General features: G+C 76.8%; 9 protein-coding genes. 4 read left to right on the top strand and 5 right to left on the bottom strand.

Features of this window, described 5'->3' with window-relative positions; all coding sequences use genetic code 11:
• Positions 1-25 precede the first annotated feature (25 nt).
• The 5 genes from ACFU7Z_RS05790 to ACFU7Z_RS05810 form a co-directional block, all read right to left on the bottom strand.
• Positions 26-3,355 (bottom strand): right-handed parallel beta-helix repeat-containing protein, encoded by a 3,330-nt coding sequence (locus tag ACFU7Z_RS05790; protein WP_380776438.1) that lies wholly within the window; start codon positions 3,353-3,355, stop codon positions 26-28.
• 90 nt (positions 3,356-3,445) lie between these two features.
• On the bottom strand, positions 3,446-4,495 hold the full coding sequence (locus ACFU7Z_RS05795) for a hypothetical protein (protein WP_380776441.1): 1,050 nt from the start codon (positions 4,493-4,495) through the stop codon (positions 3,446-3,448).
• A gap of 1,039 nt (positions 4,496-5,534) precedes the next feature.
• Positions 5,535-6,152 carry a hypothetical protein gene (locus ACFU7Z_RS05800; RefSeq protein ID WP_181970897.1) on the bottom strand — a complete coding sequence of 206 codons (618 nt, stop codon included), beginning with the start codon at positions 6,150-6,152 and terminating at the stop codon, positions 5,535-5,537.
• Between the two features lie 53 nt (positions 6,153-6,205).
• Positions 6,206-8,761, bottom strand: coding sequence for a hypothetical protein (locus ACFU7Z_RS05805; RefSeq protein ID WP_380776444.1), 2,556 nt, complete (start codon positions 8,759-8,761; stop codon positions 6,206-6,208).
• On the bottom strand, positions 8,761-8,898 hold the full coding sequence (locus tag ACFU7Z_RS05810; RefSeq protein WP_380776447.1) for a hypothetical protein: 138 nt from the start codon (positions 8,896-8,898) through the stop codon (positions 8,761-8,763). The genes ACFU7Z_RS05805 and ACFU7Z_RS05810 overlap by 1 nt, the downstream gene beginning before the upstream one ends.
• Positions 8,899-9,072: 174 nt before the next feature.
• On the opposite strand from ACFU7Z_RS05810, the gene ACFU7Z_RS05815 reads away from it, so the two are divergent.
• From ACFU7Z_RS05815 to ACFU7Z_RS05830, 4 genes are all read left to right on the top strand, one after another.
• Positions 9,073-9,756 carry a DUF6308 family protein gene (locus ACFU7Z_RS05815; protein ID WP_117492929.1) on the top strand — a complete coding sequence of 228 codons (684 nt, stop codon included), beginning with the start codon at positions 9,073-9,075 and terminating at the stop codon, positions 9,754-9,756.
• A gap of 231 nt (positions 9,757-9,987) precedes the next feature.
• Positions 9,988-10,233, top strand: coding sequence for a hypothetical protein (locus ACFU7Z_RS05820; RefSeq protein WP_380776450.1), 246 nt, complete (start codon positions 9,988-9,990; stop codon positions 10,231-10,233).
• A 129-nt stretch (positions 10,234-10,362) separates the two neighbouring features.
• Positions 10,363-11,565, top strand: a complete 1,203-nt coding sequence (locus ACFU7Z_RS05825; protein WP_380776453.1) for an MFS transporter — start codon at positions 10,363-10,365, stop codon at positions 11,563-11,565.
• A 167-nt stretch (positions 11,566-11,732) separates the two neighbouring features.
• Positions 11,733-12,470 (top strand): class I SAM-dependent methyltransferase, encoded by a 738-nt coding sequence (locus tag ACFU7Z_RS05830; RefSeq protein ID WP_380776456.1) that lies wholly within the window; start codon positions 11,733-11,735, stop codon positions 12,468-12,470.
• Positions 12,471-12,591 lie beyond the last annotated feature (121 nt).

Raw genomic sequence — 12,591 nt, forward strand, 5'->3', positions numbered from 1 at the left:
GCCCGGGGGCGGGGCGGCGGCGTGGTCACGCGAAGGTGCCGAACCGTTCGGCCGGGATGTCCTGCGGCAGCAGCAGGCTGAGTTCGTCCAGGTCCACCACGTCGACCCGGGACAGCCGACCCGCCTGCCGGGTGACCATCGCTTCGAGCACCTGCCGGGCGAACCGGCCGTTGCCGAAGGAGCGGTCGCGCGGGACGGCGCCGAACAGGGTGCCGAGTGCGGCCAGGGTCTCCGGGGTGCAGGTGTAGCCGGCGGTCTCGGCCCGCGCCCGGACGATGGCGACGAGTTCCTCGTCCGCGTAGTGCTCGAAGGTGATCTCCCGGGAGAACCGGGAGGCCAGGCCGGGGTTGGAGGCGAGGAAGCCGCGCATCTCCTCCCGGTAGCCGGCCACGATCACCACGACCTCGTCGCGGTGGTCCTCCATCAGCTTCACCAGAGTGTCCACCGCCTCCTGCCCGAAGTCCCCGCCGCTGCCGTCGCGGGGCGTCAGGGTGTACGCCTCGTCGATGAACAGCACGCCGCCCCGGGCGCGTTCGAAGGCGTCCCGGGTGAGGTGGGCGGTGTGGCCGAGGTAGCGGCCGACCAGGTCGGCGCGGGCGGTCTCGACCAGCCGGCCGGAGGGCAGCACGCCCAGTTCGGCGAGGAGTTCGCCGTACAGCCGGGCGACGGTGGTCTTGCCGGTGCCGGGCGGGCCCGAGAACACCAGGTGGTGGCAGAGGGGGGCGGCGGGCAGCCCGGCCTCGACCCGGCGCCGGGACTGGCGGGCCAGGTTGACCAGGTCCTCGACCTGCTCCTTGGCGGCGGCGAGGCCGACCATGGCGCGCAGCCGGTCGAGCAGGCCGGGCTCCCCGGCCCGCCCCTCGCCGACGGGGGCCGGGGCGAACTCCTCGCCGACGTCGGCGGGCAGCAGCCGGGTGAGCGCCGCGTTGTCGAACTGCTCCAGTTCGGCGAGCCGGGAGGCCTGCCGGTCGACCATCTCCTCGAACACCTTGCGGGCGGCGCGGCCGTTGCCGAACTCCGCGCCCTTGGGCATCCGGTCGAAGTGCGCGGCGAGCGCCTCCCGGGTGCCCTCGGCGAGCTCGTAGCCGTGTCCGCGGGCGGCCTGCTCGACGATCGTGGCGAGCTCGTCGGCGCGGTAGTTCCGGAACTCGACGGTGCGGCTGAACCGGGAGGCCAGGCCCGGGTTGGACGCCAGGAACCCGCGGATCCCGGCCTCGTACCCGGCGACGATCACCACCAGGTCGTCACGGTGGTCCTCCATCAGCTTCACCAGAGTGTCGACGGCCTCCCGGCCGAAGTCCGGGCCGGCCGCGCCGGAGCCGGCCGACAGGGTGTAGGCCTCGTCGACGAACAGCACCCCGCCGAGGGCCTCCCTGACCACCTCGGTGGTCTTCAGGGCCGTCCCGCCGACGACCGGGGCGACCAGGTCGGCCCGGGCGACCTCGACCAGGTGGCCGCTGCGCAGCACGCCGAGTTCGGCGAGGATCGCCCCGTAGAGCCGGGCGACGGTGGTCTTGCCGGTGCCGGGCGGGCCGGCGAAGACGAGGTGCCGGCTCATCGGCAGGGCGGGCAGCCCGGCCTGCTCGCGGCGGCGGGTCAGCTTGCCGAGGTTGACCAGGGTGGCGACCTGCTCCTTGACGCCCTCCAGCCCGACCAGGGCCCGGAGGACGGCCTGCGGGCCGACGGCCTCCTCCGCGGGGGCTTCCGTACCGTCGCCGGCGGCGTCCGCAGCGACGGTGGTGGCGGCCGCCGTGCCGTGGGCGTCCGGCGAGCGGTTGTCCCGGCTGTCGAGGTTCTCCACCACGAGGCGGTCGGTCGGCGCGGTCTGCCACAGCCCGGCGCCCTGGTTCCCGGCGGCCGTGCAGTCGGTGAGCCGGACGGGCTCCGCGGACTCGGAGCGCAGCCCGTCCACGGTGTTGTCGCCGAGCCGACAGGAGGTCAGGGTGGCCCGGGAGCCGGGCAGCAGGTGCAGCCCGTGCCGCCGGTTGGTCCCCAACCGGGCGCGGGTGGCGGCCAGTTCGCCGCCGCGTTCGACGCTGGCGCCGTCGAGGGCGTTGCCGGTGCACTCGACGTCGCGCAGGATGGCGACGCCCCCGGCGCCGACCGAGATCCCGCAGGACCCGCTGCCGCGCACCAGGCCGCCGCCGAGGTGGGTGTGGGCTCCGTCGGCGATCCGCACCCCGTGCCGTCCGGCGTCGACGACGGTGACGTCCTCCAGTCGGCCGCGCCCGTCGCCCAGCACCTCGATCCCGTGGCGGCCGGCGGCGGTGACGGTGCCGCGGCACAGCAGCGGGTCGGCGCCGTCGCGCACCACGATGCCGGCACCGGCCGCGCGGCGGACCTCCAGGCGGTCGAACTCGGCGGCGCTCCCGCCGGTGAGTTCGACACCGTCGGTCCCGGCGTCGCGCACCACCGTCCGCAGCAGGCTGGGCCCGGCCGACCCTCCGACGTGAATGCCGACCCCGGCAGGGGCGGTGACCTCGCAGTCCTCCAGGGTGCCCCGGGCCCGGCCCGCGATGTGCAGACCGTACCCCTGGGGGCGGACGGCGCGGCAGCGGCGCAGCAGCGGGTCGGTGCCATCGGTGAGGACGTAGCCGTGGCCGCGCACGGCGGTGACGGTGCAGTCCTCCAGCACGACCCGGGCGGCGGAGCCGACGAAGACGCCGAGCGCGCTGTCCCGGATCGCGGTGCGCAGCAGGCGCGTGCTGCTCCGCTCCTCCAGGGCGACGGCGGGCTTGTCGGTGCCGGAGATCTCGCAGTCCTCGACGACGCCGCGCGCCTCGCCGTTGGCGCACAGGCCGTTGCCGCGCGCGTCGCGCAGCACGCAGCGCCGGACGGTCGGGTCGGCCCGCTCGCCGATGACCACGGCCGAGGTGCCGAGGTGCTCGACGACGCTGTCCTCGATCACGCTGGAGCCGGTGGAGGTCTCCACCAGCCCGGCGCCGGCCGGGTTGGTGACCCGGCTGCCGCACATGGCGAGTTCGCCCGGCCCGCGGGTGAGCACGGCGGTCCAGGCGTTGCCGATCACCTCGCAGTCCCGCACGGTGAGGCGGCCGCGCGGGACGTCGACGGCGGGCAGCTCGTCGTCCTGCCCCTGGAGCACCAGACCGGTCAACCGGACGGCCTCGGTGAGCACCTGGACCACCGAACCGCGCCGGGGGCTGATCCGCACACTCCCCCGGACGTCGGCGGCGGTGATGCTCACCGCCTTGGTGAGCACCAGGTTCTCGTCGTACCGGCCGGGCCGGACCGAGATCACCGCGCCGCCGCCGGCCGCCCGGAGGGCCTCGCCGATCGTCCGGTAGGAGCCGGGTTCCCGCTGCTCCGCGCAGACCGTCAGCACCGGGCGCGACATGCCTGGGGTTCCCTTCGTCGTGGGGCGTTGTGGTTCGGTGGCATGGTCGCTCGGTGGCTCGGCGGGTCCGGGCCCCGGTGCGCGCCGGGGTCAGGCCGTGCAGGTGGCGCGGACGGCGCTGGCGGCGTGGTGGGCGCCGGTGGAGCCGCCCCAGTCCACACCGCGGCTGTGCAGCGTGACGGAGATCGGGCCGCGGTAGGTGAACGGCCCGTTGTTCACCCAACTGCCCCGGCTCGCCGTCTGGTTGATGGTGAACGAGCCCACCTGGCCGCCGCCGCTCTGCACCGTGTAGGTGCTCGGGTTGCCGCCGACCTGCTTCACGTCGCCGCTGGCCGGGATGTAGACCGACAGGGTGCAGCTGGTGACCTTGTCCACGGTGAAGGTCCAGACGACCGAGTTGCCGTTGTCGTCCTTGTTGGCGTTGCCGGACATCGGCATCGAGGCGTAGGTGCCGTTGCAGCCGTCGCCGCTGTAGCCACCGGAGTTGTTGCGCCAACCGCTGCTGCCCTGGTCGAACCAGCCGTTGGTCTTGTACTGGCCGCCGCCCGAGCAGTACGGGCCGGCGATCACGGTGACCGGTGCGGGCGGCTTGGCCGCCGGGGGCACGGGCTGCTGGGGCGCCGACGGGTTCGGAGCCGGCTTGTTCGGAGCCGGCTGGTTCGGCGCCGGGTTGGCCGCACCGCCGCCGCCCGTGCCACCGGCGGCCGGGCCACCGCCGCCCGAACCACCCGAGGCGGCGGCCGCACCGCCCTGCGCGCGATCGCCCCCACCGCCCGAACCCGCGCCGCCCCCAGCGGGGTTGGCCCCGACGCCGGGAGGAGCGGCCGCACCGGCACCGCCCCCGCCACCGCCGCCACCGCCGGCACCGCCACCAGCGCCGCCGCCGGTGCCGTTCGGGGCCGAGGCCGCCTGGTCCCCCGACGCCGGTGCGGCCGAACCGTCCGGCTGCGGTGCCGCCGAGCCCGACTGCCCGTCGGGCGCGACGCCGCCGGCGGTGCCACCGTGCTCGTCGAAGCCGGGGACGTTGGCGGGCGGGGCGTCGGCCTGGGCCGGTCCGTGCGGGTCGCTGCCGCTGCGCTGGGTCACCATCACGGAGGTGCCGACCAGCACCAGGCCGACGGCGACGGCCGCGGCGATCATCGGACGGGAGACCCGGCCGGTGCGCGGCCCAGGGTCCCCCGGACCCACGGGCCCCGCGGGGGTCGCCGGGCCGACGGGTGCCGTCGGGCCCTTGGCGGGGGACGGCAGGGGCGCCGGCCCGATACCGGTCCCGGCCGGGGGCCTGGCTCCAACCGTGGACTTGGGCCCGGACGCGGGCTTCGGTCCGGTTCGCGCCCCGTTCGTCGCGGCGCCCGTGGCCCTGGAACTGACACCGACTCCGGCGCCGACACCGGCGCCCGGCTGCACGGGCAGCACCGCCGTCTCGGCGCTCGCGGACCTGGGCCCGGCCTCGGACTTCGGACCGGGCCGTGCCCCGTTCGTCGCAGCGCCGGTGACCCCGGCACTGACACCGGTACTGGCACCGCCATTGGCGCCGGCGCCCGGCTGCGCGGGCCGTACCGGCTCGGGGTTCGCGGACTTGGACCCGGCACCGGCACCCGACGTCGCGGGCGGCACCACGGGCACGGAACTCGCGGGCTTGGACCCGGCGCTGACACCGGCCTCGGCGCCCGACCTCGCGGGCGGCACCGGCGCCGCAGGGCTCGCGGGCTTGGACCCGGCCTCGGGCTTCGGACCGGTCCGCGCCCCGCTCGCCGCAGCGCCCGTGACCCCGGCACTGACACCGGTACCGGTACTGGCACCGCCACCGGCGCCGGCGCCCGGTTGCGCGGGCGCCGCCGTCTCCGCGCTCACGGGCGCCTCCGGCGGCTTCCCCTGGTCCGCCTCGGCCGCCAACGCCCAGTTCACCGCCGGGAGCCGGAAGCCGCCCGGCCTCCGCTCCGGCCCGCCGCGCTGCTCCTCGCCCACCATGCATCCCCTGTGCTCGATGACACTCCTGTGGGGAGCTACGGCCCGCACGGCCGAACCGGTTCAGCCGAAATCGGCGCGCCTCGGACCCGGCCGTCCGGACCGGCTCCGCGCCCGTCACCGGCCGGGTCCCACCCCGCGCCCCTCCCGCCGACCACGTCCCTGTGTTCCGTCCGACGGCCGGCCGCCCGTACGGGGTTCACCGGGTGGTTCAGAAGGACCAGGAGAGCGGCTCTCCGGTGTACGGGTCCAACCGCTCCTCGATGCGGCGCCGCTCCTCACGCCAGTGGACGAAGTGCGGGGACGGATCGCCCCAGAGGGAGGCGTCGCTGAGCGGACAGCGGTCGAAGCCCTCGGTGAACAGGCGGCGCAGGAACTCCGCCATCCCGCAGTCGTAGAGCTGCCAGTTCGGCGACCCGTGACGCTCCCACACCAGGACCGGCCACCTGTCGGGGTCGTCGTCGACCGTGAGCCAGCCGAGGATGTCCGCCCCGCAGCTCACCCCCCACGCGATCACCGAGTCCGGCCCGGCCTCGACGCCGGCCGGCCCGCCCTCGGTCGACCAGAGGCTCCGCAGGATGGCGGTCTCCCCGGCCGCGCTGCCGAAGCCCGGGCCCTCGGGCGGTGCCGTGCTCGCCTCGGGGGCCAGGACGCCGAACGCCTCGTCGATTCCACCGGCCCCGTACGTGGCCATGAACGCCACGTAGTCGGCGGGGAACCGGACGCCCCAGGCCTGGCCCACCGCGGCCCAGTCCACCTGCTCGTCGGCGCCGTCGTGCGGCGACATGACGGCCTTCAGCGCGGCGACGGATGCTTCCCCTGCTTCCATGACCCCTCCTGTGGTCCGGCTCCGGGACGCACCGTATCCGGCCCCACCGACAGTCAGTCGGCGGGTCCGGAGCCGACGCCCAGGTCGAGGGCGTAGCGGGAGGGGTCGGCGGGGCGGACGCGGTCGGCGGGGGCGACGGCGTCGCGGCGGGCGAGCCAGGTGCGCAGCCGCTCGGGGCTCGGGCGGACGCCGCCGATCTCGTGGAGCAGGACCCGGGCCGGGCGGCCCGCCTCCGGGTCCGCCGGCTGGACCTCGACCACCTCGAACTCCGCGCCCGGGACGAAGACCACCATGGGCGGGTCGCCCGGCTCGCCGAAGGCCGAACTGCGGCGGCCTCCGACGGACCAGATGGCGAACTCGATCCCGACGTCCTCCCCCAGGTCTGCCTCGGGCACCGCCAGGGCGGTCACCGGGGCCCGCTCGGTCAGCACCGTGCCCGGGGCGTACGCGGCGAGGTCGCAGGCCCGCGCCGGACCGGCGACCAGCACACCGCCGTAGTACCCGGGCAGCCGCCGCAGGCCGGCGGCCAGGCAGCGCAGGTACGGGCCGTAGCGGCCGGGCTCGCCGGAGCGGGCCGCCGCGAGGAGTTCGGCGCGCGGGGCCAGGGGGCCGGAGTCGCCGGCGTGCAGCAGGAGGGCGACCAGCTCGGGCCCCTGGTCGCCGTCCTCCGCCTGCGCGCGCAGGGCGGGCAGGCGGGTGGCGACGTCCTCGGCCCGTCGGGCCAAGGGCTCGTAGGCGGAGCCGAGTTGGGCGACCAGGGCCTCGCCGTCCCCGGCGGGGGTGGCGGGCTCCGACGGCTCCGGCTCCGGGGGCGGTTCCGGGGCCGGGGGCGTCGCAGCGGGCACCTCGGGCTCGGGCTCGGGATCGACTTCCGGGGCCTCGGCGACCGGCTCCTCCACCCCAGGCCCAGCGAGCAACTCGGGCTCTGCTACCAGGACTTCGGCAACCGACTCCTCCGCCTCAGGCTTCTCCGCGACGACCTCAGGGGCCAATATTGTTCCCTCATGGGCCTCCCCGGGAGCCTCCGCCGCCAACGCCCCTTCCGAAGTCGGCACCGTGGCGACGGGCTCCGGAGCCGTCACCGGCTCGGAACCGAGCACGGCCACCCGCCCCTCCGCGGCCTCGACCGTCTCCTCGCCGACCCAGTCCAGCCCGTACTGCCGCGCGCAGAACCGACCCACCGCGGCCGACTCCACGTCCAACACCCCCGCCACCACGAGCGCGAGGCGTACCGGCCCGGCCGGGAGCGAGCCCAGCACCGTACCGAGGTGGTCCCAGACCGCGTCCGGAACCGGGCGGCCCGGCGTGCCCACGACCAGCACGGGCTGGGCCGGGTCCGGCCGACGCAGCCGGGGGCCCCGCTCCGGGGTCGCGGCCGGGCGCAGCCACAGTCCGGCCGCCACCGCCTCCACCTCCCAGCCGGGGAAGGCCGGGTAGCGCGCCGCCCCGAGCACCGAAGGCGGCGCGGGGAGAGCCGGAAAACGGCCCGCCCCAGGGGCCGCGGGCGGGCCGGGGAGAGCCGGGAAACGCCCCGCCCCAGGCCCCACAGCCGGGCCCGGGAAGACCGGGAAACGCCCCGCGCCGGGGACCGGAGGCGGGCCGGGAAAGGCCGGGAAGCGGCCCGGACCGGGCCCCGCACCCGGGCCGGGGAGAGCCGGAAAGCGCTCCGCCCCAGACCCCACACCCGGGCCGGGCCCGACGCGCCAGCCGACAGCGGTGACGGTGCGTTCGCGCGGGCGGGCGGACAACTCGATGAGGTACGGTTCCCAGCCCTCGCCCCCGTCCGGCGCCACGTGGACGTGCCGCACTCCGCACCCGGGCGCCCCCGGCAGGCCCGACCTGGCCACCGGCACGCCGATCGCCGCCCGCACCTCCTGCCCGAGCGAGGCCGCCAGCACGGCGGCCGTCTCGATGAGTTCGAGCGGCGCGGCCCACGGCGCACTCAGCGCGAGGTACTCCCGATGGGGCGCCTGCTCCTTCAACAGGGTCGCAGCGCTGGCCAGTTGGGCACCGCTGGGCAGTGACCGGGCGGGCGCGCCGACGATCAGCAGCAGCCGGTCGCGCGGTGCGAAGGCCCGGTCCAGCACGGCGGGGCGGACCGGTCCCACCGCCGCGTCGGTGATCCAGTACGCCCCGCCGGCCAGCGGGGTGATGGTCGCGTCGGCGGGCCAGCGGCCGCCGAGCGGCTCCGCTCCCCCGCCGGGCCGGCAGCGCCACCACGTCCCGTCCACGGCCGGCAGGGTGCCGTCCGGCTCGACGCTGACCACCGTGTCCGGTGCGACGACGGTCAACCCGCTGCGCCGGGCGAGCAGTTCGGCGGGCCGCCGGCCGTCGGGGCCGACCGCGGCCAGTCCGGAGGCGGCCAGCACCAGCACGTCGGCGTCGCGCCCGCGCGCGGCCCGGGCGAGTTCGTCCAGCGAGGCGAGCAGGACGGGCGCCGCGTCCTCGGCGGCGGCGAGCAGCAGCAGCGCCCCCGGCTGGGCGCGTACGGGCGCCAGCGCCTCGGCCAGTCCGTCGGCCTCCGCGCCGGGCGGTGCGATCACGTAGTGCGCGCCGAGCGCCCGCAGCGTCGAGGCGCCGACCGCCTCCGGGGCCTCCACAGCGCCCATCACTCCTCCTCCGCCGGGCCCGTCGTGGCGTCCCGGGTGGGGGTGTCCGGTGCGTCGGGCTCCGCCCGCAACACATCCGGGACCGCCCTGTTCAGCACGACCGGGTGCGCCCGCACCTGGTCGCGTCGGGACTGCATCCACTTCCTCCCGGGTTCCTCGCGGACGCGCCCGCCGCTTCGCGGACGCACCGCTGCGCGCCCACTACGGTCCTACGGCCCCCGGCACCGGCCCGGTTCAGCGGCCTCCGGACCGGATTGTCGGACCCCTCTGCCACACTGCCCCCGGACGCACGGATTCGAAGGGGGTCCCTCATGACGGCGCTGTGGATTCCCCCGGTGTACGGGGACACCGGGGCCTCGGTCCGGCTGCTGCGCGACTACTTCACCCGGCGGCGGGCGAAGGGCGACCACTACTACACGGGCGCCCACTTCGAGCGGCTCGCCGGCGGCGGCGACCGCCCGGAGACGGCGGACGCCTTCACCGCCGACGACCTGCTCGCGATCACCATGCTGAGCGTCTCGGTCGAGCCCCACGGAGCCGTCGAACTGCTCACCGACCCCGACGGGCACTGGGGCCGGCTGCTGTCCGCGATCCCCCGCGACGCCCGACTGGAGGACCCGGCCAGTGCCCCGCTGATCGCCCCCGGCGGACCGGCCGCCGAGTTGTGGGACCGGCTGGCGAACCCCCGCGCCGCGTACCCGGGCAAGCCGGACGGGGTCGGCCCCGTGGTCGCGGGCAAGCTGCTGGCCCGCAAGCGGCCGCACCTGATACCCGTCTACGACATCCGGGTGAAGGCGCTCTTCCGGCGGCCGAAGGTCGACACCACCTTCTGGTCCGCGCTGGCCGACGCCCTGCGCGCGGACGGCGGGGCGTTCCGCGCCCGGTTGGCGGAGCTCCGCACGGAGGCCGGGATCGGCGAGGACATCGGCGTGCTGCGGGTGCTGGACGTCATCGCCTGGATGCACCAGGGCGAGGCCGGGCAGGCGACGGGCTGACCCCGCGTCCCGCCACCGGGCGGACCTCCGCCGAGCGGGTCCGGGACCGACGGCGGCGGGCCCGGGGACCAACGGCGGCGCGCGCGGGGACCGCCTCCGCGTCAGCAGTTCGTCAGCGGAGTGTCGGCAGCCGTCAATAGCCCGTCAATCCGGAGCCCGGTGCCCCCGGACGGCCCGAAGCTGGACGGACCACGCCTGCACGACCCGCAGGTCGCTCCGGAGGTGAGCCGCATGTCCGTCCTCGCTGCCTTCCATTCCGACGTCCCCGACGCGCGCCGCCACGGCCACGGCCTGCGCGGCGCCTGCGCGCGGGTGCTGGACCGGCTGGCCGCCAGCCCGCTCGACAGCACCGTGCTCGGTGCCCTGGGCACGCCCCGGCCGGCCGCCCGTCCGGCCGGTCTGCGCGCCCGCTGGCACCCCGTGCCCCGGCCGGACGGCACCACCGCCCTCGAACCCACCTGGCACCCGGACCGCTGACCCTGACCGGGGGCGCCGCCCGCCCCCGGTCAGGCCCGGTAGCCACCGGGCACGGCCGGACGGCCATTCGGCGCAGCGCTCCCCCGCACGGCACGGCCCCCCTCCCGGGTGCGCGCCTATCGTGGGCGAATGACCGATCGTCGGACCGCCGGGCCTGGTACGGCCCGGGTGGGCCACCTCGTCGCCGCCGCCGCGTTCGCCGTCTGCATGGCGGGCACCACGCTGCCCACCCCGCTCTACGGCCTGTACCAGGAGAAGCTCGGCTTCTCCGAGCTGACGGTGACGGTCGTGTTCGCGGTGTACGCCTTCGGTGTCATCGGCGTCCTGCTGCTGATCGGCAACGTCTCGGACTCCGTCGGGCGCCGGCCCGTGCTGCTCTGCGGGCTGGTCTGCTCGGCCGCCAGCGCCGTGGTCTTCCTGACCGCGGACAGCGTCGCCCTGCTCTGCCTGGGCCGACTGCTGTCCGGGTTCTCGGCGGGCCTGTTCACCGGCACCGGGACGGCGTACGTGCTGGAGCTCGCCCCGCCCGGGCACCAGGCCCGCGCGGGCTTCGTCGCGACCGCCGCCAACATGGGCGGGCTCGGCTGCGGGCCGCTGCTGTCGGGCCTGCTCTCGCAGTACGCGCCGTACCCGCTGGTGCTGCCGTTCGTCGTGCACCTGGGGCTGCTCGCGGTCTCCTTCGCCCTCACCTGGATGCTCCCGGAGACGGTCGCCGGGGCCCGTCCGCTGCGCACGGCCCGGCCCGACCGGCCGGCGCTGCCGCCGGAGGTCCGCCGGGTGTTCGTGCCGGCCGGGATCGCCGCGTTCGCCGGCTTCTCCCTGCTGGGCCTGTTCACCTCGGTCAGTCCCGCCTTCCTCGCCACCGGTCTGGGCGTCCACAACCGCGCGGTGGTCGGCCTGGTCGTCTTCACGGCCTTCCTCGCCTCCACCCTCGGCCAGCTCCTGGTGCCCCGGCTGGGCACCGCCCGGGCGGTGCCGCTGGGCTGCCTGGTGCTGATCGCCGGGATGGCCCTGCTGGCCGCCTCGCTCGCCTGGGAGAGCCTGCCGCCGCTGGTGCTCAGCGCCCTGGCGGGCGGTGCCGGGCAGGGCATGGGCCTGCGCGGGGCGGTGGGCGAGGTGGCCGCGGCCGCTCCCCCCGAACACCGCGGCGGCGCCCTCTCGGCGCTGTTCGTGGTCGCCTACTTCGGCATCTCGATCCCGGTCATCGGGGTGGGCCTGCTGACCGGGCCGCTCGGCCTGACGCACGCGGGCCTGGTCTTCGCCGCCTGTATGGCGGTGCTCGCCGCCGCCTCCGGCCTCTACCTGCTGCGGCAGGCGCGCGCCGCGGGCTGACCCTGCGGGCCGACCTCGCGCGCCGATCCCCCCGCGCGCCGCCGTACGCGCCCCCCGCATGCCGTCCGCGCGCGCCCGCCGCCGCCCGCCGGTACCCGCTTGCCGCCCCGGCCGGGTACCGATAGACACGAGCCAGACACCCCGCGCACCACCCGGAGGCCTCCGCCATGAGCGTGACGAGTCGGTACCTGGACGCCTGGGAGGGGTTCTGGCGCGACGCGCCCGAGGAACCGGGCGGGGTGATCTGGGACGCGGAGCCGGCCCGCAGCGCCGAACGCCACCTCACGCTGCTCCGCCCGCACCTGGCGGACCCCGCGCTGCCCATCGTCGACCTGGGCTGCGGCAACGGCACCCAGACCCGCTTCCTCGCGGAGCGCTTCCCGCTCGCCCTCGGGGTCGACCTGTCCGCCGCCGCGCTGGACCTCGCCCGGCGCTGCGACCCGGCCGGGCGGGCCGAGTTCACCCGGTTGGACGCCACCGACCCCGAGGCCGTCCGGGCGCTCCACCAGCGCCTCGGCGACGCCAACGTGTACGTGCGCGGGGTGATCCACCAGAGCGAGCCGGCGGACCGCCCACGGGTGGTCGAGGCCATTCGCATCCTGCTCGGGGACCGCGGCCGGGCCTTCGTGTTCGAGCTCGCCGAGGCGGCCAAGGGCGTGCTGGGCGAGCTCGTCCACGCCCCGGACGGTCCGCCGCCGAAGCTGCGTCCGGTGTTCTCGCACGGGCTCGCCCCCGCCGAGGTCGCCGACGCGGTCTTCCCGGAGCTGTTCCGCACGGCCGGCCTCGACGTCCTCGCCACCGGCGAACTGCCGCTGGCCACCACGGAGTCCGCCGCCGACGGCTCCCGGATCGAGCTGCCCGCGCACTGGCTGGTCGCCGGGCCGGGCGGTTCCGCGCCGAACTAGGCCCGGACCACCCGACGCCGCCTGCCCCTGCTCCCCCTCGGGCCGGATGTTCCGGTTGCCGCGCAGGACGTTCGCCGGGTCGTACGCCTTCTCCACGGCCGCGAGCCGGGCGTAGTCCGAG

Origin of the sequence: Kitasatospora sp. NPDC057518, assembly GCF_042802075.1 — a bacterium.
In the GTDB taxonomy this organism is placed as follows: domain Bacteria; phylum Actinomycetota; class Actinomycetes; order Streptomycetales; family Streptomycetaceae; genus Kitasatospora.